This window comes from Xenorhabdus siamensis, assembly GCF_037996745.1.
Classification (GTDB): Bacteria; Pseudomonadota; Gammaproteobacteria; order Enterobacterales; family Enterobacteriaceae; genus Xenorhabdus; species Xenorhabdus indica.
This window is the reverse complement of the sequence record NZ_JBBMXE010000002.1, coordinates 109271-133876: the sequence shown is the minus strand read 5'-3', so window position 1 is coordinate 133876 and position 24606 is coordinate 109271. Positions and strand designations below refer to the sequence as shown.

Below are 24606 nucleotides of genomic sequence, written 5' to 3'. Positions count from 1 at the left end.
TTCCGTATTTATTAATGAAGGGTTAATGAGTATTTTAAATCTTTGGCGACAATTTGGTAGGCGTTATTTTTGGTCTCACCTTTTACTGGGCATGGTCGCCACAGGAATCGGTGTGCCTCCTGCTTTGGCAAGTGTGACAGAAAATATTCTCCATACGAATACTTCATCTGCTCAGAGAAAACACAATCAGGTGCTTTCGTCATTTGAACATTTATTTCAATTACAAAATTCTCGGCGTCAACCTTCTAATTATTTAAATTATTGGCAGCAACATACTGTCCGCAATGTTATTCGTCGGCTTTCTTTTGCTTTTTCCATTACTGAACTTGTCAGAAACGAAGAAGCAAAAGAAAGTATCCGAATTGTCATGCCATTCATGCAGCAATTAATGCTGGATACGTTACATGCTATGCTGATACAAACACCAACCCGATTTGAATCTGCGGTTGATGTTGCAATTGTGGCAGCAATCTCTCCTGATATCCATACTCCAGCACTTTGGGTTGCTCAAATTCAAGGTATTCGGGCTGGGCCTGTGGCTAACCATAGATCTTTATCTTAATGCGTCTGCCTGATTTCTGAATGAATAGGGCAGTCATGAAATATTAGTCATAAAAGACACAATTGGTTGGCTACAACTGTAGCCTTATCTGAGATGTATTAATTATGTTGATTAAATTACTTACTAAGATTTTTGGTAGCCGTAATGACCGTACCCTGCGCCGTTTGCGTAAAGTGGTTGATGTTATTAATCGTATGGAGCCTGATTTCGAAAAGCTGTCAGATGAAGAGCTGAAAGCAAAAACTGATCAATTCCGTGCCCGGATCAAAGAAGGAGAATCACTGGATAAGATCCTGCCGGAAGCGTTTGCTACGGTTCGTGAAGCCAGTAAGCGTGTATTTGGTATGCGTCACTTTGATGTGCAATTGTTGGGCGGTATGGTACTCAATGAGCGCTGTATTGCAGAGATGCGTACTGGTGAAGGTAAAACTCTGACAGCAACGCTGCCTGCTTATCTGAATGCGTTGAGTGGACGTGGTGTTCATGTTGTTACCGTGAACGATTATCTGGCGCAACGTGATGCTGAAAATAACCGCCCGTTGTTTGAATTTTTGGGTCTGAGTGTTGGCATCAATTTGCCGGGGATGCCAGCTCCAGCCAAACGCGCGGCCTATGCTGCTGATATTACTTATGGCACCAATAACGAATACGGTTTTGACTATCTGCGCGATAACATGGCATTTAGCCCAGAAGAGCGGGTACAACGTAAACTGCATTATGCATTGGTGGATGAGGTCGACTCCATCCTAATTGATGAAGCCCGTACTCCATTAATTATTTCCGGGCCAGCAGAAGACAGTTCTGAACTTTACATCAAAGTAGATAAGCTGATCCCTAAATTAATTCGTCAGGAAAAAGAGGATTCAGATACCTTCCAGGGAGAAGGTCATTTCTCTGTTGATGAAAAAACACGTCAGGTTAACCTTACCGAGCGAGGTCTGGTTCTGATTGAAGAACTTTTGGTGGATGCTAAGTTGATGGATGAAGGTGAGTCCTTATATTCACCGACCAATATTATGCTGATGCACCATGTTACTGCTGCATTGCGTGCTCATGCTCTGTTTACCCGTGATGTGGACTATATCGTCAAAGACGGTGAAGTTATCATTGTTGATGAACATACTGGGCGTACTATGCAAGGACGCCGTTGGTCTGATGGTCTGCATCAGGCAGTGGAAGCTAAAGAGCGTGTTGAAATTCAGAATGAAAACCAAACGTTGGCTTCCATTACTTTCCAGAACTACTTCCGTCTGTATGAAAAATTGGCGGGTATGACAGGTACTGCTGATACTGAAGCCTTTGAATTCAGTTCCATTTATAAACTGGATACTATCGTTGTACCGACAAACCGTCCGATGATCCGCCAGGATTTACCTGATTTGGTTTACATGACTGAGGCGGAAAAAATTGATGCGATTATTGAAGATATCAAGGAGCGTACAAATAACGGTCAGCCAATATTAGTGGGGACTATCTCAATTGAGAAGTCAGAACTGGTTTCCAACGCACTGACAAAAGCAGGGATTGAGCATAACGTTCTGAATGCGAAATTCCATGCAATGGAAGCAGATATTATTGCACAGGCCGGACAAGCAGGTACTGTAACCATCGCAACTAACATGGCAGGACGTGGTACAGATATCATGCTGGGGGGAAGCTGGCAGGCAGAGGTTGCCAAGCTGGAAGAACCTACGGAAGAAAAAATCGAACAAATCAAAGCAGCATGGCAAGAGCGTCATGATGCAGTACTGGCAGCAGGTGGTTTGCATATTATTGGTACAGAGCGCCATGAATCACGTCGTATTGATAATCAACTGCGGGGTCGTGCTGGACGTCAGGGAGATGCGGGTTCTTCACGCTTTTACCTGTCAATGGAAGACTCTCTGATGCGTATCTTTGCTTCTGAACGTGTTACAGGAATGATGCGCAAATTGGGTATGCAGCCGGGTGAAGCCATTGAACATCCGTGGGTGACCAAAGCCATTGCGAATGCTCAGCGTAAAGTTGAAAGCCGTAACTTCGATATCCGTAAACAATTGTTAGAATATGATGATGTTGCCAATGATCAACGTCGCGCGATTTATGCACAACGTAACGATCTGCTTGATGTGAGCGATGTCAGTGAAACGATTTCCAGCATCCGTGAAGATGTTTTCAAAGTCACTATTGATGCTTATATTCCACCTCAATCTCTGGAAGAGATGTGGGATGTGGCTGGCTTGCAGGAACGTTTGGCCAACGATTTTGATTTGGCTCTGCCTATTAAAGAGTGGTTGGATAAAGAGCCAGAGTTGCATGAAGAAACGTTGCGTGAGCGTATTCTTGAGCAGGCAATTGAAGTTTACAAACAGAAAGAAGAAATTGTCGGCACAGAAATGATGCGTAATTTTGAAAAAGGCATCATGTTGCAAACGCTGGACACATTGTGGAAAGAGCACTTGGCTGCGATGGATTACCTGCGTCAAGGGATTCACCTACGTGGCTATGCGCAGAAAGATCCAAAACAGGAGTATAAGCGCGAATCCTTCGCTATGTTTGCCAATATGCTGGAATCACTGAAATACGAAGTGATCAGCACCTTGAGCAAAGTTCAGGTCAGAATGCCAGAAGAAGTGGAAGCACTTGAGCAGCAGCGTCGTGCGGAAGCAGAACGTCTGGCAAGACAACAGCATTTAAGCCATGAAATTGAGCAAGGTGCTTTGATGTCAGAAGCTGAAGCACAAATGGCAAGTGGTATCCGTAAAGTCGGACGAAATGATCCTTGTCCATGTGGTTCAGGTAAAAAGTATAAACATTGTCACGGTCGTTTATAATTAAAGTTAGTCATAAACAGCCAACAGCCAGCGATATTTCATCGCTGGCTACTTTGCCCAACTTTAAGAATTTATTTCCCCAGTATCAGTTCCTGCATATTGCCAACACCCTCAAGAAATTGGTCGTCATGGGAAATCAATATCATGGCACCAGTATAATCATGCAATGCTTGTTGAAGTAATTCTCGTGACTCAATATCCAGATGGTTATCCGGCTCATCTAACAGCAGCAAGGCTGGTGCGGAAGGCCCACAAAATAGGCAAGCAAGAGCTACCTTAAGTTGTTCACCTCCGCTCAGATAACTGACAGGTTTTAACGCTTCTTCTCCACGCATACGTAGTTGTGCCAGCCGAGTACGGTAACGATCTTCAGTCCAGCCTGGTGACTGTAATTGAAAGTTATACAGAGCTGACTGTGTCTTATCCAGAAATGAAAAGTGTTGATCCATCAGACTATGTGAAGAGGTTACGCGGCAGATACCTTTTATTGGTGCCAATAGCCCCGCCATTACCTTTAATAAGGTGGATTTTCCACTACCATTTTTGCCAGTAATGGCGAGACGATCACCATTATTTATGGTTAAACTAATAGGGGAGTCGGAACCAAAGGGTAAAATGACATCTTGTAAATAAAGCAACGGAGAAGTTGCCGCTTGTGGCATTGCAACAGCGATTGACAGTGGATCGATAATTTCAAGTTTTGTACTGGCTTCAGCAGCTAATGAAGAACTGCGTTGCAATCTCTCTTCATTCTGTTTTGCTATCCGTGATAACGTGACTTCTGAGCGTCCAAGTGAGTGATCAAGAAGGAGTTTAGCTTGGTTGGCATTTTCCCTACGCTGCTTACCCTGACTTTGCCTTTTATCAGTTTTTTCCCGATCTCTTTGCTTATCGCGCAAGGCTTGTTTGAGGTTTTTTCTGGTCTGATCAACATCACGTTGTACACCCAACCGGAGCTGTTTTTTACTCTCCTGCCATGTTTCCCAGCCACCAGTACTACGGGATAATAATCCGCCACTGAGCTAACCAAAGGCGTCCTTGTCGATCAAGATGGTTACTTGGTTCATCCAGGATCATAAAACCAGCTCCCCGTCTTTTAAGGGCCAACAATCGAAGACGCGTTTGTTCTCCTCCACTCAGTGAATCGAAGGGCTGGTTTAATATCTCTGGGGCTAACTCACCTTCTGCCAGTAAGGATTCGACCTGAAATTGCCAATCCCAATTTCCCTCCATAATGTCAAAATCAACCGTTTCACCAGCGCCAGCGAGGATGCGCTCATTGGCATTTATAATATTAGTCAGCCCGAGCATATCTCCAGCGTTGCCGGTAAAAGCGGACAGGCCTTGTGACAAATAACCGACATCACAAAAATGTCTTACATAGCCTTCTGAAGGCGGAACCTGTTGTGCCAATATTGATGCTAACCAAGATTTGCCAATACCGTTACGGCCCACTAAAGCGTGTTGTTCTGTATGCAAAAAAATATCAATATTAGAAAATAATGGATTGATTTCACCAGAAAATTGATAGGCTATTTGTCTTGCTTCGATTAGTGGTTGATCTTCATATTGCATGAATGATTTTTCCTCAATCTTTAAGATGTAAAATGCTTATTTTTAGTTATTAGGCAGAGCCTTATTTGCAATTTTTTCTGTTCATTTCCTAAGTTGCCTCACAATTGTATTTTATTATTATCTTATTTAAATCAAATGATTAGCTATAAGTGTGCAGTGGTTGCCACTATGATGTAATTCGAAATTTGTTGAGTATCTGTATACATAATACTCTCTTATCTGTAGATGGTTTGGTAAAAAGAGGTAAGAAGTGACTCAGATCTCGTGATATTAATCCTGTGTTTTTCCCGTAAGGCTGTTTTATTATGGTCTGCAAGAAAGACTATTCTGGAAAAGCATTATGGAAAAAAAACATCTGCATATTGCGGCAGGAATTATTAAAAATAGCAATGATGAAATTTTTATCACCCAACGCCGTGCTGATTCACACATGGGGGGATTTTGGGAGTTTCCGGGAGGGAAACTTGAACAGGGAGAAACACCAGAACAGGCTTTGATTAGGGAATTAAAAGAGGAAGTTGGTATCACGGTAACTCATTGTGAATTACTGGAAACTATCACACATGAATTCTCGGACAGGAATATTACCCTTTACTTTTATTTGGTTGACCAATGGAAGAATGAGCCATTTGGTAAAGAGGGGCAGCCTTATCGTTGGATCTCGCAAGCTGAATTAATTGCTGATGAATTTCCACCAGCAAATCGCAGTATTGTCAATCTATTAACAAAAGGTCGAACTAACTGAGGCAAATATCGCGGTAGTGTCAGATGATTCGATACTACCGTGATATATTTTAGCGAAAAGCACCGTACACTTTCACCTAATACAGGCGGAAATATAAGGTGTGATTACTAATCAGGTTATTCACTCCAGTCATCATTTTCTGTGTTGTCGCCCTGACTGGGGATTTTCTTTTCTTCATTAGCCCACTCACCCAGGTCAATTAACTGACAACGTTTACTGCAAAATGGGCGATGAGGACTGATTTCACCCCATATTATTGTCTTGCCACATGTTGGGCATGCGACAGTCAATACTTCAGACATTTTATTCTCTCCTGCTTAGTTTGATGATTATATTAACAGCAGGCCAATTCAAATGACAAATGTGTAGGCACAGTACCGTTTTCACTATCCATTGGTAAGAAACGGATAGCAAAACGGGTTTTGTGGCCGGAGATTTGTGGATAAATCAGTGAGTTCAGCACAATATCTAATTTTAATCTCAATAGATCTGCCTCATCAGCGTTTCCTTGATAGAAACCGTTATGACTAATTTGCGCAGAGAACATCGTTGAATGGCGTATCAACCCCAGAATACTTTCTAATGCCTGTTTTAATGGTAACAAGCTATCTAGCCAGGATTTAACTGTTTCATCCCGGATAGATTGTGGTAGATGTAGCCACAGATGTAATGTTGGTAAATCAAAACTGCAACATCCTCCTGGGATGCTGAGCCGTTGACGTACCATGCTGATAATACGATCTTCCTTAATTTGTTGGCTAAGGCGCGGAGCATGATGTAATGCGAGGCTCCGCTCTTTTAGTTGCTCTATCAGCTTGTGAATCATAGGAGTGTCCACATTAGGTGCGCTGAGCCATTGTTTTAATTTTATTTGTTGACGGTCCAGTTCCTTTAGTAATTCAGAGCGTACTTCACCACGTTCCAATATCTCAATTAATTCAGCAATCGTACGAAAAAACGCGAGACTGTTTGCTTGTGAATCCAGATAACGCTGTTTTTCTAGCTGTTGTAGTGAAGACTCAATCCTCAACCATGAACGCATTTTCTCATTTAGTGGATGTTCAAAAATAATAGCGGAGGTTGCATCATTCATTACGTTCTTCCTGTCTAACTAATTCTGCTTGTTTCAGATATTTTTGATGTAATTCGATTATACGTGCAGTGAGATCTTGCTTTTTTTGATCGTTAAGTATGACATCATCTGCCTTTTCCAGACGTTCTTGACGACTGGCTTGTGCAGCCAGGATATTTTCAACTTGTTCACGACTGACGCCATCACGTGTAATTGTCCGGCTGATTTGTATCTCAGCAGGAACATCAACAACCAGGATACGGTCAGCCAAGTGTGTTAAGTTGTTTTCTATTAACAGAGGAACGACCCAAATAACATAAGGATAACTGACCTGATTTAATTGTTGTTGGGTTTCTGCATGTATTAGTGGATGAAGAAGTGAGTTGAGCCATTGTTTTTCTTCTGGTGCTGAGAAAATCTCCTGACGTAGTGCGGTGCGGTTTAAACTGCCATCTGGTAATAAGATGTCGGAGCCAAAGTGTTCTGAGATTGCTTGTAATGCGGGAGAGCCAGGAGTAACAACCTCTCTGGCAATAATATCTGCATCAACAAGCGGGACACCAAGGGATGAAAATACATTAGAGATAGTCGTCTTACCGCTACCAATTCCACCTGTGAGTGCAACAATATAATTCATTCTATCCCTTAAAAGATTTCTGATAGCATATGCAAATTGTAACTCAAGGGATGCACATGGGCTATAAACAAACATGTATAATTCCAGTTTTTACACCCCGTGAGAAAAAATAATGAAAACATGCAAATTAAGCTTTACGCCAATCTGCTATGCCAAAATAGTACCTAACTGAAAGATAGGCAGGTACATGGCGAGTAGTAGTAAGCCAACAATCACCGCCATAATCAGCATTAATACTGGTTCAAGTAATTGAACTAATTTATCAGCATAGTTGATAAATTGTTCTTGATACCATAACGCTAGATTACCCAAAAATATGTCGAGTTCACCTGATTCTTCACCAATTATGACAAATTGTTTACATAATGGTGGAAAACAGTCTTCTCTTTTCAAGGCATTACTCATTGGTATCCCTTGCTGAATCTGTCGGTGAAGGCTTTTTATCCCCGCTATAAATAAAGGATGGTGTGTTGCATTCAGTGCACATTCCAGACCGTGGGTTAAGGTCAAACCTGCTTTCTGTGTCATAAACAGAATATGGAATATTTGACTGGTATGTTGGTAGATTATGAGTTTTCTGCAAAGAGGAAGCTTCAGAAGAAGCATTTTTTCCTTTGAATGCAACACTGGGAATCGAAAACGTAACCAGGAATAGAGGCTTATCAATATTAATATTGTTGTTAAAAATGATATGCCCTGGTTAGTCAGAAAGTCAGATGCTGACAAAACTCCCTGTGTTAATAAAGGAAGTGAGGTATCAAATGCAGAATATACCTGTTTGAATTCGGGCAGGACGACAATTAACATTAACAAAATGACAAGTACTGTGATAAAGGCGATTATCAAAGGATAGCGATACGCTTTTTGGATCTTTTTATGCAGTATATTTTGTTGTTCTAATTTATGAATAAGTAGTTGGCAGCAGGTTTCGAGTTGGCCGGTTTGCTCTCCTACTGCGATAATTTGGCAAAATAAGCGAGAAAATAATCGAGGATAGCTTTTCAATGCGGTGGAAAATGATTCTCCTTGGCTGATTTTTTGAATAAGATCTGTCAATACACATCGCCAAATGATGTTCTTGCATTCTTGTAATAGAATAGTCAGCCCTTGCAATAAAGGGATACCTGATGTTAGTAATGTATTTAGTTGATAGACGAAATGCAGACGGTAAGTAAGCTCCTTTTCGCTGTAATAAATAAATCTTTTACATTTTATCGTATAAGGTTGCAAATCAAGTTGGCTCAAGTACTGGAAAATAGAGTGTCTATTTCGGCCAATACTTTCTCCTCTTATAATATTTCCTTTTTTATTAACCGCTTGCCATTGATAAATATATTCCATTTTCATTCTGTACTCTCTGCCTTGATATCTATTGGATATGTTTCTTGTCCTGTAATTTGATAAACCTCTTCCAGTGTTGTTGTGCCCTGTTCTACTAACGCTAATCCAGCAGAGAAAAGAGTTGCTTGCTGTTGTAGGATGGGAAAATAGGGAAATTTGTCAGAAGATTTTTCTGATAAAGCTTGCTGGAGTTCAGATGTGATTTCGAGAAATTCATAGATGGCTATCCTGCCATAATAACCAGAAAAACAGTGTTCACAGCCGACTGCCATCCATTGCTGCACAGTAATTTTTTGTTGTTTTATCTCTCTGTTTTCAAAATGTATGATCGCAGGTTCATCCGTTTTTTTCCGGCAATGGGGGCAAAGTTTGCGAACTAACCGTTGGGCAATAATTAATTTTACACATGATGCAGTGGTATAGCCTGAAACCCCAAGATTTTGCAGGCGAGATAGTGTGTCTATTGTGGAATTTGTATGCAGGGTGGATAAAACCAGATGGCCTGTTTGAGCAGCTTTCATTGATATTTCAGCCGTTTCGTTATCACGAATTTCACCAACCATGATGATATCGGGATCTTGCCGTAGTAATGCCCGTAAAACTTTAGCAAAATCGAGACCAATTTTGTTATTTACCTGTGTTTGGTTGATGCCCGTTAAAGGAATTTCTACCGGATCTTCAACACTACAGATATTCTTTTCCGCTTGATTTAAGTATTTCAGGCAACTATACAATGTGACAGTTTTACCGCTTCCTGTCGGGCCTGTGACTACAATCATTCCCTGTGGTACACGAAGTTTCTGCTTTAAAAGCTGTAACTGGGTCTTAGATAGACCCAGTTGTTCCAATGATAATTGGTGTATGGTGTTTAAAATTCGCAGAACAATTTTTTCTCCATACAACGTTGGTAATGTAGATATGCGTATTGCATAACTGGTTTTGTGATCATTCCAGTCAAATTGCCCGTCTTGCGGTTGGCGTTTTTCAGCGATATTAAGTTTTGCCATGATTTTTAAGCGAGCAGGAATACCCGCATTCATTTGAGAAGAGGGTGATGACATAGAATGCAACACTCCATCCACTCGAATACGTATCCGATAGTTGTATTGAAAAGGTTCAAAATGAATATCTGATGCTCTTTTTTGTATAGAGATTGAGATTGTCTGATTAATTAACTGAATGACAGGAGTATCAATATCTTCGGTATAGCTGTCATTCAATTGTGTATCATTGTGATTATTGTTTGGAATACTTAAGTTTTCTATTCGGTAGGCTTCTGTTTCATTGTTCTCAGCACAGTAACTTTCTGTACAAGATATAAATTGTCCTTCTTGTGTCAACATAGATTCAATTTTAGCTTTTGGCCAAATATCAAAATCGATTATTGCACCAGAAATAAAACGTAGTGAAGCAATGAACTCTTCGTTAGGGGATTGGCTACAGGCAATAGTTATGGTATAAGCATCCCTTTTTATAATAATTGCCTGATGTTTTTGGCAGAGTTCTTTGATTTTTCTTTCAATTAAAATGTTTTCCGTATTTTTCATTTATTATATTCCTTTGCTGTTTAAATGGTTTAATACTCTTTTTCCAAAGAGTATCTTGTAAGATAATATTTCTCTATAAAATGATTTGTTATATTTTGCAATTATTAGCTAATGATTAAATTAATGGCTGTTAAAACTTCAGTGTCTCCTGACATTTTGTTTTTAATGATTCATTTTCGGCATTACATGTCGTTTGCCAATGTGTAATACCTGTTTTAATATCCTGAATCGGTTTTAAGAGGATATTAAGGCCATTGAGATTTTGTTTACCAACGATAGTTATTTCTCCCATTTTTACAGTTATGGTACTGATATAACGGCTGTTGTGACCAGATGGAATAGATGTATGGCCAGTATTGCACTCTTTGTAGCTTTCTGTTTCAAAACGGCAAATTTCAACTCCAGATTTATAAGGTACAATAGCCTGGAGCACATCGGTTAATGCTGCCTTTTGAATATAGCCTTGATAGCTGGGAATACCAATTGCACCAAGGATAGATACAATTGCCATCACAACCATGACTTCCATTAATGTAAATCCTTGTTGATTCATATTATCTCCTTTTTATTTTCTTCTTTTATGTGTTTTTCTGCATATTCCCGCTATATTTTTTCAGAGCGATGCATGATTTTTAATATGAGTTGGTGCTAATAAGGATGGAGATATTTTAAAAAAAGAAAATAATGTTAGTGCATTTTGTGGAAATGGTTCGAAAAGATAACGATTGATTACATTTTTTACCGGAAAATTTTCGAGCTTGCTCGCAAATGAAAGCACGAGCAAAAATATCTCTCGATTGAAAATGCTAACATACTCATCTGTTACACTTTGAGCAGTTGTCTTCCAATGTAGTGGAAAAATTAGCGATGAAACAGTTCGATGGAGTAAGAGAATGAAGTTAAATGAAGGGTGGATTGATGATGCCAGAAAAGTGACTTCTCCACATTATGATTTGCGCCCGGAAGATGAAATCCCATCATTACTTGTCATTCATAATATTAGCTTACCACCTGGTAAGTTCGGCGGGCCTTATATTGATCAGTTATTTATGGGAACGCTGGATCCCGATGAAGATCCTTTTTTTGAAGAGATAAAAGGATTGCGTGTTTCTGCTCACTGTTTGATCCGTCGGGATGGTGAAGTTGTACAGTATGTTCCATTCGATAAAAGGGCTTGGCATGCGGGTGTTTCCTGTTATTGTGATCGTGAAACGTGCAATGATTTTTCAATAGGTATTGAGTTGGAAGGGACGGATTACGAACCATTCACTGAAATCCAGTATCTTAAGTTGGTGGAAGTCACTCAGCTACTTATTAAACAATACCCTGATATTCGTAACAATATTACAGGGCATAGTGAAATCGCACCGGGTAGAAAAACCGACCCAGGGCCTTATTTTTATTGGGAACATTATCGGCAATTATTGAAGGAGCGAGTTGGATGACACTTTTTATCCTGTTGTTAATACTGGCATGGGAACGCATTTTTAAAATGGGAGACCATTGGCAGCTGGAACGCTATCTGGCCCCTTTTTTTGCCAAAGTAAAATTATATTCACTGTGGGTAAGTTTAGGGATGACCCTTGTGGTTGTTTTCTTGACATGGAAGCTCATTGGGGTCCTGAGTACAGTGGCTTTTGGTATGCTGGCAATTTTATTGTGCATCATGATTAGTTTGTTATGTGTTGGTGCGGGTTCTTTGCGTCACAGTTATCGTGAATATCTCCGGGCCGTGCGTATTGATGATTCAGATCAGCAAAATATCCATCTTACCCATTTGACAATGGGGCAAGGAATTCCATCGAATACAACAAAAGATGAACGATTACGTGAAATACAAAATGCATTAATCTGGATCAATTTCCGTTACTACCTCGCTCCAATTTTCTGGTTAGTCGTGATGGGGGGATTTGGCCCGGCTATTTTGATGGGTTATGGTTTTTTGAGAGCTTATCAAGGATGGTTAGCAAGATATGGGACTACTGTACAACGTGCTCAATCAGGTGTTGATGCGCTATTAAATTGTCTGGATTGGGTCCCTGCACGTTTGGCTGGTATCGCTTATGCTCTGTTGGGACATGGTGAAAAGGCACTACCTGCCTGGATTGCTTCACTCAGCGACTTGCGGACATCCCAATATAAGGTGGTCAGTCAATTGGCACAATTTGCATTGAGTAAGGAACCTCATCTGGATCTTTTGGATACTCCCCTGGCAGCAGTGAAAATCGCGAAAAAAGCGACATTTACCATTGTGATCATTGTTGCTTTGTTGACGATTTATGGGACGTTAGCCTAGTTGAGAACAGTCACTTTAGGGCACAATATAAAAAAATCCCCGCCAGTGTCAGGTTTGACATATATGGCGGGAATTGCATGAAAAGGAGCTTTATACCGTCCATCTTTCAGGTTGCTTCTTTGATGGCTGTGAGTGTTCACTTGCTACAGTGATGCAACTTGAAATCTATTGGTACATATCAATTAGCCTGAACCTATTCATCCTTAATAGTTTTCCATCCTGAAAAGTTGGAATATTCCCTGAGTTGGCACTTAGTGTGACCACTTGAAGAAAATATCCATAACATTCTTGTTATTCCTGAGGAGAGAGTATTGCGTTCAAAGTGTCTTGCTGTTTTTTTCTAACCACTCATTTGCCACTGCTGTGTAATGTGTAACTGAAACTTCTATGTAAATTGAATCTTGAATATATAGCTCACAATCTATCCAGTATATTGATTGTGTATATCGAATATCCAGAGGTAACTCTTTAATTATGCTTAGAGATTAGACATTAGGAATTTTACCGATAATATGGTCTTATTGCTGTTATATTAAAGGATTAAATCCATTTTCTCTTTCACTATGTGTTACAAACTAATAATAATATATAAATTTAAATAATTAATAAACAAATGAATTGATATACTAAATGAATTATAATAATGGCTAATGAATTCGCATTATGCCCTAAAATGCTTACTTATTTTATTGTCTAAAAGTCCCGTTTAGTTATAATTTTCTGATAAAAATTAAAATTATTTGTTAAAATTTGCAGGTTTTTATGATTTAGCCCAAGGTCTTTATAGACAGCTAGTGAATACTTTGTTACTTTATGGCCTGTATTTTAAATTGGTATTACCAATTGACTAAATCCCGACTAAGTGAAGTCAGTTGAATGAGGTTGATTGTCTAAAAGTTAGTCTGAATATCCTGCCAAACAGGGTATAGGGATATAGTTGAAGTAACTAATTCACATAAAACTAATTCACATAAAAATAGTTCGAAAGTAACGTTTACTTACTGAATGGCTTACAGCAGATATGGCTTATAGCAAAATTCGCCAACCAAAGTTATCAGATGTGATTGAGCAACGTCTTGAACACCTCATTCTCGAAGGCTCATTACGTCCTGGAGAAAAACTGCCGCCTGAGCGTGAACTGGCGAAGCAGTTCGAAGTATCACGCCCTTCATTGCGCGAAGCCATTCAAAAACTGGAAGCTAAAGGCTTTCTTTTCCGTCGCCAGGGTGGAGGAACATTTGTACAGAATAATCTCTGGCAAAGTTTCAGTGATCCACTCGCCCAACTTATTGCAGAGAATCAAGAATCACAATTTGATCTCCTGGAAGCACGCCATGCACTGGAAGGTATTGCGGCTTATTACGCTGCTCTCAGGGGAACGGATGAAGATTTTAAACGTATTGAGAAAAAACACCTTGCTATTCAAGAAGCCCAACAATGCGGGGATATCAATGCGGAATCAGATGCTGTCTTGCAATATCAACTTGTTGTCACAGAAGCAGCCCATAACGTGGTATTGCTGCATTTATTGCGTTGTATGATCCCGATGCTGGAACAGAATATCCGGCGTAATTTCGAATTCATTTATACCCGCAAAGAAATGTTGGCAGTAGTAAGTAACCATAGGGCAGAGATTTTTCACGCAATAATGGCGAGAGAACCGGAAAAAGCGCGTGAAGCTTCGCATCGCCATTTGTCTTTTATAGAAGAAGTTTTATTGGATCTGACTCGTGAGCATACGCGTCGTGAGCGCTCACTAAGACGGTTCCAACAACATCAGGACTAAGAGCCTATCCCCTGGGGCGTCATGGATTAATACAACTCCCAAATGGGATAGATTCTAAACTTGACTGTACAGATCCTGGCTGCTGCGTCTGTACAGTTGTTAGCTCTTTATTTAAGGGGTTTAGCGGCAACATATAGCAGGGCCTATCTTCCGGTCATGACTGGCTGAATGTCAAAGGGTATGACCAGAAGATAGGCTCCAAAACAACCATTAGAAATAGATAACAGATAAGGAACACACCATGTCAGATATTTTGAAAAATGACGTGGATCCGATCGAAACTCGCGATTGGTTACAGGCGATCGAATCGGTCATCCGTGAAGAAGGTGTTGAACGCGCTCAATTCTTGATTGATCAGGTTTTGAACGAAGCACGTAAAGGTGGCGTTAATGTTGCGGCTGGTACTGCAAACCGTGATTACATCAACACTATTCCGGTTGAGGATGAGCCGGCTTACCCTGGTAATCTGGATTTGGAGCGCCGCATTCGTTCTGCTATTCGTTGGAATGCGATCATGACTGTTCTGCGTGCATCCAAGAAAGATCTGGAGCTGGGTGGTCACATGGCTTCATTCCAGTCTTCCGCTACTGTTTATGAAGTTTGTTTTAACCATTTCTTCCGGGCTCGTAATGAGAATGATGGTGGCGACTTGGTTTATTTCCAGGGGCACATTTCTCCGGGCGTTTATGCACGTGCATTCCTTGAAGGTCGTTTGACTGAAGAACAGATGAACAATTTCCGTCAGGAAATTGGCGGCAATGGTCTGTCTTCTTACCCACATCCAAAATTAATGCCTGATTTCTGGCAGTTCCCAACTGTTTCAATGGGGTTGGGTCCGATTTCTGCTATCTATCAGGCTAAGTTCCTGAAATATCTGGAACACCGTGGCCTAAAAGACACTTCTAAGCAAACCGTTTATGCTTTCCTGGGCGACGGTGAGATGGATGAGCCAGAATCCAAAGGTGCGATCACTATCGCAACTCGTGAAAAGCTGGACAACCTGGTATTTATCATCAACTGTAACTTGCAACGTCTTGATGGACCAGTAACAGGTAACGGTAAAATAGTTAATGAACTGGAAGGCATTTTCGATGGTGCTGGCTGGCAGGTACTGAAAGTCCTGTGGGGTGAGCGTTGGGATGCACTGCTGCGTAAAGATACCAGCGGCAAACTGGTTCAACTGATGAATGAAACGCTGGATGGTGACTACCAGACATTCAAGTCCAAAAATGGCGCGTATGTTCGTGAACATTTCTTCGGCCGTTACCCAGAAACTGCGGAATTGGTCAAGGACATGACTGATGACGAAATTTGGGCTCTGAACCGTGGTGGTCACGATCCTAAGAAAGTTTTCGCTGCACTGAAAAAAGCGCAGGAAACCACAGGCAAACCAACTGTAATCCTGGCTCAGACCATCAAAGGTTACGGCATGGGTGATACCGCCGAAGGTAAAAACATTGCTCACCAGGTTAAGAAAATGAACATGGAAGGCGTTCGCCAATTCCGTGATCGTTTCAATGTACCTGTATCTGATGAGCAAATTGAAAACTTGCCATACGTAACTTTCGACAAAGACTCTGAAGAATCTAAATATCTGCATGAGCGTCGTAATGCACTGGGCGGTTACCTGCCAAGCCGTCGTATTAATTTCGACGAAAAACTGGACATCCCAGCTCTGGAAGATTTCAGCTCTCTGCTGGAAGAACAATCTAAAGAAATTTCTACCACTATTGCTTTCGTTCGTGCACTGAACATCATGCTGAAGAATCAGTCGATCAAAGATCGTCTGGTTCCAATCATTGCTGATGAAGCACGTACTTTTGGTATGGAAGGTCTGTTCCGTCAGATCGGTATCTACAGCCCGAATGGTCAGCAGTATACTCCGCAAGACCGTGAGCAAGTTGCGTACTATAAAGAAGATTCTAAAGGCCAGATCCTACAGGAAGGTATCAACGAGTTGGGTGCTGCGTCATCCTGGTTGGCTGCTGCAACTTCATACAGCACCAACAACCTGCCAATGATCCCATTCTATATCTACTATTCCATGTTCGGATTCCAGCGTATCGGTGATCTGTGCTGGGCAGCGGGTGATCAGCAGGCTCGTGGCTTCCTGATTGGTGGTACTTCTGGTCGTACGACTCTGAACGGTGAAGGTCTACAGCACGAAGATGGTCACAGCCATATTCAGTCTCTAACTATTCCTAACTGTATCTCTTATGATCCAGCGTTCGCTTATGAAGTGGCTGTGATCATGCATGATGGTCTGGAGCGTATGTATGGTGAAAAACAAGAGAATATCTACTACTACATCACCACTCTGAACGAAAACTACCACATGCCAGCAATGCCTGAAGGTGCTGAAGAAGGTATCCGTAAAGGTATCTACAAGCTGGAAAGCATAGAAGGCGCGAAAGGTAAAGTTCAGTTGCTGGGCTCTGGTTCTATCCTGCGTCACGTTCGTGAAGCAGCTAAGATCCTGTCTGACGAGTATGGTATTGGTTCTGACGTTTATAGCGTAACCTCCTTCACTGAACTGGCTCGTGATGGTCAGGATTGTGAGCGCTGGAACATGTTGCACCCTTCAGAAGAACCACGCGTTCCTTACATTGCTCAGATCATGAACGATGCACCAGCAGTCGCTTCTACTGACTACATGAAGCTGTTTGCTGAGCAGGTCCGTAACTTCGTACCAGCAAGCGAATTCCGCGTATTGGGTACTGACGGTTTCGGTCGTTCTGACAGCCGTGAAAATCTGCGTCATCACTTTGAAGTTGATGCTTCTTACGTGGTTGTTGCAGCTCTGGGTGAATTGGCTAAACGTGGCGAAGTTGATGTGAAAGTGGTTGAAGAAGCAATCAAAAAATACAACATCAACCCAGAAAAAGTTAACCCACGTCTGGCATAAGAGGTAAAGATTAATGTCTATCGAAATTAACGTACCTGATATTGGTGCAGATGAAGTTGAAGTTACTGAAATTATGGTGAAAGTTGGTGACACAGTAGAAGCAGAACAGTCACTTATCACTGTTGAAGGTGACAAGGCTTCCATGGAAGTTCCATCGCCACAGGCGGGAGTGGTTAAAGAAATCAAAGTTGCGGTCGGCGATAAAGTGGAAACCGGCAAACTGATTATGATTTTTGAATCCGCAACTGGTGCAGCAGGAGCTGCACCAGTACCAGCACAACAGGAAGCGGCTCCGGCAGCAGCGCTTGTAGCGGCTGAAAACAAAGAAGTTGCTGTACCAGATATCGGTGGTGATGAAGTTGAAGTTACTGAAATTATGGTGAAAGTCGGTGACACTATTACTGAAGAACAGTCACTGATCACCGTTGAAGGTGACAAAGCTTCTATGGAGGTTCCGGCCCCATTTGCGGGTACAGTGAAAGAGATCAAAATCGCAGTTGGCGATAAAGTAAAAACTGACTCTCTGATCATGGTATTCGAAGTTGCCGGCGCAGCACCTGCGGCAGCTCCAGCAGCGGCTCCGGCTTCTGCTCCTGCGGCGGAACCTGCGAAAGCAGCACCAGCGGCAGTAGCCAGCCAGCCAGCAGAAAGCAAAAATGAGTTTGCAGAAAACGATGCTTATGTTCATGCAACTCCAGTTATTCGTCGTCTGGCACGTGAATTCGGCGTAAATCTGGCTAAAGTAAAAGGGACTGGTCGTAAGGGGCGTATCCTGCGTGAAGACATTCAGGCTTACGTGAAAGATGCAATCAAACGTGCAGAAGCAACACCTGTGGGTGGTGGTCTGCCGGGTATGCTGCCTTGGCCGAAAGTTGATTTCAGCAAGTTTGGTGAAATCGAAGAAGTTGAAATGAGCCGTATCCAGAAAATCTCCGGTGCTAACCTGAGCCGTAACTGGGTAATGATCCCTCACGTTAACCTGTTTGATGAAGCGGATATCACTGAAGTTGAAGAATTCCGTAAGCAACAGAACAAAGAAGCTGAGAAGAAACAGCTTGGCGTGAAGATCACTCCGTTGGTATTCGTTATGAAAGCGGCTGCGAAAGCACTGGAAGCAATGCCGCGTTTTAACAGTTCTATCTCTGAAGATGGCCAGAAGCTGATCCTGAAAAAATACGTCAACATCGGTATCGCGGTTGATACACCTAACGGTCTGGTTGTTCCTGTATTTAAAGATGTTAATAAGAAAGGCATCGTTGAACTCTCAAGAGAACTGGCAGAAGTATCTAAGAAAGCGCGTGCTGGTAAGCTGACTGCTTCCGATATGCAGGGTGGTTGCTTCACTATCTCAAGCCTGGGGGGCATCGGTACAACCGGTTTTGCACCAATCGTGAATGCACCAGAAGTAGCCATTATTGGGCTGTCCCGTTCTTCTATGAAGCCGGTCTGGAATGGCAAGGAGTTCGTTCCTCGTCTGATTCTGCCTATGTCTCTGTCTTTCGACCACCGTGTGATCGATGGAGCAGATGGTGCTCGTTTCATCACTTACATTAATCAATTGATGAGCGATATTCGTCATCTGGTGATGTAATGCGAAGGCCGGTAAATATGCCGGCCTAATAATTATGATCGTGACAGGTATTTTATACTTGTATCTGGCAGGTTGCGATTTCTGTCACGTTAACGCGCTTTTCAGGTTATTTACAATTCTGTAAACTGCTCGCGGTGTGTACGTCCCGGTGGAATATGTTTTTTCGTCTGACCCGCCGGACAAATAATTAAGAGGTCATGATGAGTACTGAAATTAAAGCCCAGGTAGTGGTGCTTGGAGCAGGCCCGGCAGGGTATTCTGCTGCTTTCCGTTGTGCAGACTTAGGTTTGGATACTGTTCTGGTTGAGCGTTACTCTACTCTGGGTGGTGTTTGTCTTAACGTGGGCTGTATCCCATCTAAGGCATTGCTTCATGTTGCAAAAGTGATTGAAGAAGCAAAAGCGTTGTCACAACACGGTATCGTGTTTGGAGAGCCACAAACTGATATTGATAAAATCCGTCTCTGGAAAGAAAAAGTTATTTCCCAGTTGACAGGTGGTCTGGGCGGCATGGCTAAAGGCCGTAAAGTTAACGTTGTTAACGGTGTTGGTAAATTTACAGGTGCTAACACTTTGGTAGTAGAAGGCGAAAACGGCACAACAACGATTAATTTTGATAATGCCATTATCGCAGCGGGTTCACGCCCAATTCAACTGCCATTTATTCCACATGATGACCCTCGCGTATGGGATTCTACCGATGCACTGGAACTGAAAACTGTTCCGGGACGCCTGCTGGTTATGGGCGGCGGTATTATCGGTCTGGAAATGGGTACTGTTTACCACGCTCTGGGTTCTCAGATTGACGTGGTAGAAATGTTCGATCAGGTTATTCCTGCTGCGGACAAAGACGTTGTTAAGGTGTTCACTAAGCGCGTCAGTAAAAAATTCAACTTGATGCTGGAAACTAAAGTGACCGCGGTAGAAGCTAAAGAAGATGGCATCTACGTGACAATGGAAGGTAAGAAAGCACCAGCAGAACCTCAGCGTTATGATGCAGTTCTGGTTGCTATCGGCCGTGTACCAAACGGTAAACTGCTTGATGCTGGCAAAGCGGGTGTTGCTGTTGATGAGCGTGGTTTTATCCATGTTGATAAGCAAATGCGCACTAACGTACCTCATATCTTCGCTATTGGTGATATCGTTGGTCAGCCAATGTTGGCACATAAAGGTGTTCATGAAGGTCATGTTGCAGCAGAAGTTATCTCTGGTAAGAAACATTACTTCGATCCAAAAGTTATTCCATCTATCGCGTACACTGAACCAGAAGTTGCATGGGTTGGTCTGACTGAGAAAGAAGCGAAAGAGAAAGGCATCAGTTACGAAACTGCAACTTTCCCGTGGGCTGCTTCTGGTCGTGCGATCGCATCTGACTGTTCAGATGGTATGACTAAACTGATTTTCGATAAAGAAACTAATCGTATTATCGGTGGTGCTGTTGTTGGTACTAACGGTGGCGAACTGCTGGGTGAAATTGGTCTGGCTATCGAAATGGGTTGTGATGCAGAAGATATCGCTCTGACTGTTCATGCTCATCCAACGCTGTATGAATCAATCGGTATGGCTGCGGAAATGTACGAAGGCAGCATCACTGACTTGCCAAATCCTAAAGCGAAGAAAAAGAAATAATTCTTTATAATTTGCAGTAGGTTAGCAAAGATATTAAACGGCTTCCAGAGATGGGAGCCGTTACTTACAATATATGGCATTGCCAATTAAATAAAGAGCGGGATTGAGTTAATTGATAGCCATTAGGGGTAACACTCCAGCGATTGCTTATTTTAGGGTCCAGACGCATTTCAACGGCTCCAAAGTTAGAATTGTCTGTAAATACAAAACCTAATCGTTGATAAATCGGTATAGCATAGCGTTCAGCGTAGAGTTTTAATATGCCTGAATGATTTAACGAAATGGAAAAATTCACCGCATATTCAATCAGTAAACTTCCATATCCTCGACCACTGGGATAAGTCAATATATACCCTATTAGATCAGCGGTATCGTGAGAAATGATTGACGATGCTGGAATGAATATCATGATACCAACCGGTTCAGGAGCACAAAAACAGACAAAATAACGGTGCGTATTTATATTTCCTCCGATACTTGCATTGGTATAAATATTGTTTATTGAATTTGCCGTATTGATAAATGATTGGTGTCTTCTCATATCGGGGTGAACCAGAGCTTCATTTCGCTTTAATCCGTTCAGTGCTGATATCATGTCTTCTTTGGAAACTTCTTTGATAATCGTTTTATAATCGGGATAACTTCCTTCTTCAGGGATGGAGCTTAAATGAGAAGTAGATGGTATATCATTTATTGTTTGGATATTTGGCATAATACCCTCCATGACAAGGCATTTTGTGTATCATTTGGTATTTTTTACTATTGCCTAACGGTACTTATTGCTTTTTTAGGCTAAAATAGCAACAAACCGCATTTAGTACCTTAATACACCTTTTAAGCTCATATATCCAGAGTTTTATCACGGTTCAATGTTGATTTTATGTGAATGAATTAACATGTCATTCAAATTTTGGTATGCTAATTGCTCGAAGCTCGGCATAATTTTAGTGTTATGTGAGCAAAATCCTCTGACCTGGCATCCTTGATGGTCATTTCATGGTGATCGTTACCGGGTGCAGACAGCCGGGTATATAAAATGACAATGAGAGCGAGGAGTAAGTCGTGCTAGAAGAATACCGCAAGCACGTAGCCGAACGTGAAGCGCAAGGCATCGTCCCTAAGCCATTAGACGCAGCTCAAGCAGCCGCGCTGGTCGAATTACTGAAGAATCCACCTCAAGGTGAAGAAACTTTTCTGTTAGACCTGTTGACAAACCGTGTTCCCCCCGGTGTTGATGAGGCGGCCTATGTAAAAGCTGGTTTCCTTGCTGCTATCGCTAAAGGTGAAACAACTTCACCACTTGTTACGCGGGAAAAAGCCATTGAGTTATTGGGAACCATGCAGGGTGGGTACAATATCCATGCTTTGATTGATGCTCTCGATGATGAAAAATTGGCTCTTATTGCAGCGAAGGGGCTATCCCATACTTTGTTGATGTTTGACAGTTTCTATGATGTGGAAGAAAAAGCGGAAGCAGGTAATCCACATGCTCAACAAATTATCCAGTCATGGGCTGATGCAGAATGGTTCCTGGAACGTCCTGAACTGGCAGAAAAAATTACAGTTACTGTCTTTAAAGTCACCGGTGAAACTAACACCGATGACCTTTCTCCTGCACCAGATGCGTGGTCTCGCCCGGATATTCCATTACATGCCTTGGCAATGTTGAAAAATGCCCGTGAAGGTATCGAACCTGATCAGGCGGGTGTTGTTGGCCCAATCAAGCAAATTGAAGAACTCAATAAAAAAGGCCATCCTCTGGCGTATGTAGGGGATGTCGTGGGTACAGGCTCTTCCCGTAAATCTGCTACAAACTCTGTATTGTGGTTTATGGGGGAAGATATCCCGTTTGTGCCAAACAAACGTGGCGCAGGTGTTGTATTGGGTGGAAAGATTGCGCCAATCTTTTTTAACACGATGGAAGATGCAGGCGCATTGCCAATTGAGGTAGATGTTTCCAAACTCAATATGGGTGATGTTATTGATATCTACCCTTATAAAGGTGAAATTCGTCATCACGATACCAATGAAGTGCTGGCAGCTTTTGAACTGAAAACGGATGTACTAATTGATGAAGTGCGCGCAGGCGGCCGAATTCCATTAATTATCGGCCGAGGTCTGACAGCGAAAGCCCGTGAATCTTTAGGATTGCCACACAGTGATATTTTCCGTCAGGCAAAAGCAGTTGAGAAGAGCAGTCGTGGTTTCTCGCTGGCACAGAAAATGGTAGGTCGTGCCTGCGGTACTACTGGGATCCGTCCGGGAGAATACTGTGAACCAAAGATGACTTCTGTTGGCTCTCAGGACACAACTGGCCCAATGACTCGTGATGAATTGAAGGATTTGGCCTGCCTTGGTTTTTCGGCAGATCTGGTTATGCAGTCATTCTGCCATACAGCGGCCTATCCAAAACCTGTTGATGTGACAACGCATCATACCTTGCCTGATTTCATCATGAACCGTGGTGGTGTATCCCTGCGTCCGGGAGATGGAATTATCCATTCATGGCTGAACCGTATGTTATTGCCGGACACTGTAGGTACAGGTGGAGATTCCCATACGCGTTTCCCCATCGGTATCTCTTTCCCGGCGGGTTCTGGGTTAGTGGCATTTGCGGCTGCGACAGGGGTTATGCCGTTGGATATGCCTGAATCCGTATTAGTTCGTTTTAAAGGTAAAATGCAGCCAGGTATAACCTTACGTGATCTGGTTCATGCAATTCCTTACTACGCGATTCAGCAAGGTTTGTTGACTGTAGAGAAAAAAGGTAAGAAAAATATTTTCTCTGGCCGTATTCTGGAAATTGAAGGTTTGCCAGAACTCAAAGTTGAGCAGGCATTTGAATTGGCAGATGCTTCCGCAGAACGTTCCGCAGCAGGCTGTACGATCAAACTGGATAAAGCACCGATCATTGAATATCTGCAATCTAATGTCGTCTTGCTGAAATGGATGATTGCAGAAGGCTATGGTGATCGTCGGACATTAGAGCGTCGTATTATCGGTATGGAAAATTGGTTGAAAGATCCACAATTGCTGGAAGCAGATACAGATGCAGAATATGCAGCAGTGATTGAAATTAATTTGGATGACATCAAAGAGCCTATTTTGTGTGCACCCAATGATCCGGATGATGCTCGTCTGTTATCAGAAGTTGCTAACAATAAAATTGATGAAGTATTTATCGGCTCCTGCATGACGAATATTGGTCACTTCCGTGCGGCTGGTAAGTTACTGGATCAACATAAAGGCCAGTTACCGACCCGCCTGTGGGTTGCTCCGCCAACGAAAATGGATGCTGCTCAACTGACAGAAGAAGGCTATTACAGCGTCTTTGGTAAGAGTGGTGCGCGCGTTGAGATCCCTGGTTGTTCACTGTGTATGGGAAATCAGGCTCGTGTTGCAGATGAAGCGACGGTGGTATCTACGTCTACGCGTAACTTCCCAAACCGTTTGGGCGCGGGAGCCAATGTATATCTGGCATCTGCGGAGTTAGCTGCTGTGGCTTCATTGTTAGGTCGCCTGCCAACGCCAGAAGAGTATCTGCAATTCATGGCCAAGGTGGATGAAACAGCGGCAGATACTTATCGTTATCTCAATTTTGATCAATTGAACCAATATACCGAAAAAGCAGACAACGTGATCTTCCAAACTGCGGTGTAAAAAATATCTTGCTAAGAAATGAGAAGGCGAAGGCCTTAACACCGCTCGCTTAAACGCGAGCGGGCTTTTTTTGTAAGGATAACGCTTACCAATATGCTGAGACTGAATTTTAATCAGATGGAACAACAAAGGTTCTGTCGCATTAATGGTGTTTGATACGGGTCATGTATTAAATGGTTAGATTAAACGTTAAAAATAATACTCACGCTCAATAAAAGTCCCTACCACCTTATCGTGCATTTCTTCGGATTTTGAATAACCGATAGTTTTTCTATTCAGTCTTTTTAATCGAGTACGCTGAGTTAAATTCGTTCTCTCTATATGCGGAATAAACGTTTTTCCCGTCAGATGCTCTTCTTCGACAAGGCTGTCATAAACAACATAATCATCCATGCAGTAAAACCGAATATTAAAAGGGAATAAGAGGGCAAGTATGTTCTGATTTGCG

19 protein-coding genes and 1 pseudogene are annotated in these 24606 nt (G+C 42.2%); 10 read left to right on the top strand and 10 right to left on the bottom strand.

What is annotated here, in order from left to right:
* Positions 1-25: 25 nt before the first annotated feature.
* Positions 26-562, top strand: a complete 537-nt coding sequence (gene secM, locus AAC852_RS01560; protein ID WP_340619504.1) for a secA translation cis-regulator SecM — start codon at positions 26-28, stop codon at positions 560-562.
* Positions 563-666: 104 nt separating this feature from the next.
* On the top strand, positions 667-3375 hold the full coding sequence (gene secA / locus AAC852_RS01555; RefSeq protein WP_340619503.1) for a preprotein translocase subunit SecA: 2709 nt from the start codon (positions 667-669) through the stop codon (positions 3373-3375).
* A 71-nt stretch (positions 3376-3446) separates the two neighbouring features.
* On the opposite strand, the gene AAC852_RS01550 is transcribed toward secA, so the two are convergent.
* Positions 3447-4325: an ATP-binding cassette domain-containing protein gene (locus AAC852_RS01550; RefSeq protein WP_340619502.1), complete on the bottom strand. Its 879-nt coding sequence runs from the start codon at positions 4323-4325 to the stop codon at positions 3447-3449.
* A gap of 46 nt (positions 4326-4371) precedes the next feature.
* Positions 4372-4950, bottom strand: a complete 579-nt coding sequence (locus AAC852_RS01545; RefSeq protein WP_340619501.1) for an ATP-binding cassette domain-containing protein — start codon at positions 4948-4950, stop codon at positions 4372-4374.
* 340 nt (positions 4951-5290) lie between these two features.
* On the opposite strand from AAC852_RS01545, the gene mutT reads away from it, so the two are divergent.
* Entirely contained in the window at positions 5291-5695 is a 405-nt protein-coding gene (mutT, locus tag AAC852_RS01540; protein WP_340619500.1) for an 8-oxo-dGTP diphosphatase MutT, read from the top strand.
* 116 nt (positions 5696-5811) lie between these two features.
* Here the strand turns inward: mutT and yacG are convergent, their stop codons facing one another.
* The 6 genes from yacG to ppdD all read right to left on the bottom strand — a co-directional run bounded on the left by yacG (position 5812) and on the right by ppdD (position 10845).
* Complete coding sequence (yacG, locus tag AAC852_RS01535; RefSeq protein ID WP_340619499.1) at positions 5812-5997, bottom strand: DNA gyrase inhibitor YacG; 186 nt, start codon at positions 5995-5997, stop codon at positions 5812-5814.
* Between the two features lie 32 nt (positions 5998-6029).
* A complete protein-coding gene (gene zapD / locus AAC852_RS01530) occupies positions 6030-6788 on the bottom strand; it encodes a cell division protein ZapD (RefSeq protein ID WP_340619498.1) in 759 nt (252 codons plus the stop codon).
* On the bottom strand, positions 6781-7404 hold the full coding sequence (coaE, locus tag AAC852_RS01525) for a dephospho-CoA kinase (RefSeq protein ID WP_340619497.1): 624 nt from the start codon (positions 7402-7404) through the stop codon (positions 6781-6783). Before coaE ends, zapD begins: the two co-directional genes overlap by 8 nt.
* Before the next feature lie 147 nt (positions 7405-7551).
* Complete coding sequence (gene hofC / locus AAC852_RS01520) at positions 7552-8751, bottom strand: protein transport protein HofC (protein ID WP_340619496.1); 1200 nt, start codon at positions 8749-8751, stop codon at positions 7552-7554.
* On the bottom strand, positions 8748-10292 hold the full coding sequence (gspE, locus tag AAC852_RS01515) for a type II secretion system protein GspE (protein ID WP_340619495.1): 1545 nt from the start codon (positions 10290-10292) through the stop codon (positions 8748-8750). Before gspE ends, hofC begins: the two co-directional genes overlap by 4 nt.
* A 130-nt stretch (positions 10293-10422) precedes the next feature.
* Positions 10423-10845: a prepilin peptidase-dependent pilin gene (ppdD, locus tag AAC852_RS01510; RefSeq protein ID WP_340619494.1), complete on the bottom strand. Its 423-nt coding sequence runs from the start codon at positions 10843-10845 to the stop codon at positions 10423-10425.
* A gap of 340 nt (positions 10846-11185) precedes the next feature.
* Between ppdD and ampD the strand changes: the two genes are divergently transcribed.
* The 6 genes from ampD to lpdA all read left to right on the top strand — a co-directional run bounded on the left by ampD (position 11186) and on the right by lpdA (position 20498).
* Positions 11186-11737, top strand: coding sequence for a 1,6-anhydro-N-acetylmuramyl-L-alanine amidase AmpD (ampD, locus tag AAC852_RS01505; RefSeq protein ID WP_340619493.1), 552 nt, complete (start codon positions 11186-11188; stop codon positions 11735-11737).
* Complete coding sequence (gene ampE, locus AAC852_RS01500; RefSeq protein ID WP_340619492.1) at positions 11734-12588, top strand: beta-lactamase regulator AmpE; 855 nt, start codon at positions 11734-11736, stop codon at positions 12586-12588. Before ampD ends, ampE begins: the two co-directional genes overlap by 4 nt.
* 1021 nt (positions 12589-13609) lie before the next feature.
* Positions 13610-14374 (top strand): pyruvate dehydrogenase complex transcriptional repressor PdhR, encoded by a 765-nt coding sequence (pdhR, locus tag AAC852_RS01495; RefSeq protein WP_340619491.1) that lies wholly within the window; start codon positions 13610-13612, stop codon positions 14372-14374.
* Between the two features lie 241 nt (positions 14375-14615).
* Positions 14616-17279, top strand: a complete 2664-nt coding sequence (gene aceE / locus AAC852_RS01490) for a pyruvate dehydrogenase (acetyl-transferring), homodimeric type (RefSeq protein ID WP_340619490.1) — start codon at positions 14616-14618, stop codon at positions 17277-17279.
* Between the two features lie 13 nt (positions 17280-17292).
* A complete protein-coding gene (gene aceF / locus AAC852_RS01485) occupies positions 17293-18870 on the top strand; it encodes a pyruvate dehydrogenase complex dihydrolipoyllysine-residue acetyltransferase (RefSeq protein WP_340619489.1) in 1578 nt (525 codons plus the stop codon).
* A gap of 200 nt (positions 18871-19070) precedes the next feature.
* Positions 19071-20498: a dihydrolipoyl dehydrogenase gene (gene lpdA / locus AAC852_RS01480; protein WP_340619488.1), complete on the top strand. Its 1428-nt coding sequence runs from the start codon at positions 19071-19073 to the stop codon at positions 20496-20498.
* 64 nt (positions 20499-20562) lie between these two features.
* On the opposite strand, the gene AAC852_RS01475 is transcribed toward lpdA, so the two are convergent.
* The gene (locus AAC852_RS01475; RefSeq protein ID WP_340619487.1) at positions 20563-21210 is read right to left on the bottom strand and encodes a GNAT family N-acetyltransferase; all 648 of its coding nucleotides are present in this window, start codon (positions 21208-21210) and stop codon (positions 20563-20565) included.
* Positions 21211-21560: 350 nt separating this feature from the next.
* Between AAC852_RS01475 and acnB the strand changes: the two genes are divergently transcribed.
* Entirely contained in the window at positions 21561-24158 is a 2598-nt protein-coding gene (acnB, locus tag AAC852_RS01470) for a bifunctional aconitate hydratase 2/2-methylisocitrate dehydratase (RefSeq protein ID WP_340619486.1), read from the top strand.
* A 189-nt stretch (positions 24159-24347) separates the two neighbouring features.
* Here acnB and AAC852_RS01465 read toward each other — a convergent pair.
* Positions 24348-24593: pseudogene (locus AAC852_RS01465) on the bottom strand (IS1 family transposase); the annotation flags it as partial.
* Between the last annotated feature and the right edge of the window lie 13 nt (positions 24594-24606).

Coding starts and splice junctions, on each gene's coding strand:
- secM (WP_340619504.1), top strand. CDS start 26: ATGAGTATTTTAAATCTTTGGCGACAATTTGGTAGGCGTTATTTTTGG.
- secA (WP_340619503.1), top strand. CDS start 667: ATGTTGATTAAATTACTTACTAAGATTTTTGGTAGCCGTAATGACCGT.
- AAC852_RS01545 (WP_340619501.1), bottom strand. CDS start 4,950: ATGCAATATGAAGATCAACCACTAATCGAAGCAAGACAAATAGCCTAT.
- mutT (WP_340619500.1), top strand. CDS start 5,291: ATGGAAAAAAAACATCTGCATATTGCGGCAGGAATTATTAAAAATAGC.
- yacG (WP_340619499.1), bottom strand. CDS start 5,997: ATGTCTGAAGTATTGACTGTCGCATGCCCAACATGTGGCAAGACAATA.
- zapD (WP_340619498.1), bottom strand. CDS start 6,788: ATGAATGATGCAACCTCCGCTATTATTTTTGAACATCCACTAAATGAG.
- coaE (WP_340619497.1), bottom strand. CDS start 7,404: ATGAATTATATTGTTGCACTCACAGGTGGAATTGGTAGCGGTAAGACG.
- hofC (WP_340619496.1), bottom strand. CDS start 8,751: ATGAAAATGGAATATATTTATCAATGGCAAGCGGTTAATAAAAAAGGA.
- gspE (WP_340619495.1), bottom strand. CDS start 10,292: ATGAAAAATACGGAAAACATTTTAATTGAAAGAAAAATCAAAGAACTC.
- ppdD (WP_340619494.1), bottom strand. CDS start 10,845: ATGAATCAACAAGGATTTACATTAATGGAAGTCATGGTTGTGATGGCA.
- ampD (WP_340619493.1), top strand. CDS start 11,186: ATGAAGTTAAATGAAGGGTGGATTGATGATGCCAGAAAAGTGACTTCT.
- ampE (WP_340619492.1), top strand. CDS start 11,734: ATGACACTTTTTATCCTGTTGTTAATACTGGCATGGGAACGCATTTTT.
- pdhR (WP_340619491.1), top strand. CDS start 13,610: ATGGCTTATAGCAAAATTCGCCAACCAAAGTTATCAGATGTGATTGAG.
- aceE (WP_340619490.1), top strand. CDS start 14,616: ATGTCAGATATTTTGAAAAATGACGTGGATCCGATCGAAACTCGCGAT.
- aceF (WP_340619489.1), top strand. CDS start 17,293: ATGTCTATCGAAATTAACGTACCTGATATTGGTGCAGATGAAGTTGAA.
- lpdA (WP_340619488.1), top strand. CDS start 19,071: ATGAGTACTGAAATTAAAGCCCAGGTAGTGGTGCTTGGAGCAGGCCCG.
- AAC852_RS01475 (WP_340619487.1), bottom strand. CDS start 21,210: ATGCCAAATATCCAAACAATAAATGATATACCATCTACTTCTCATTTA.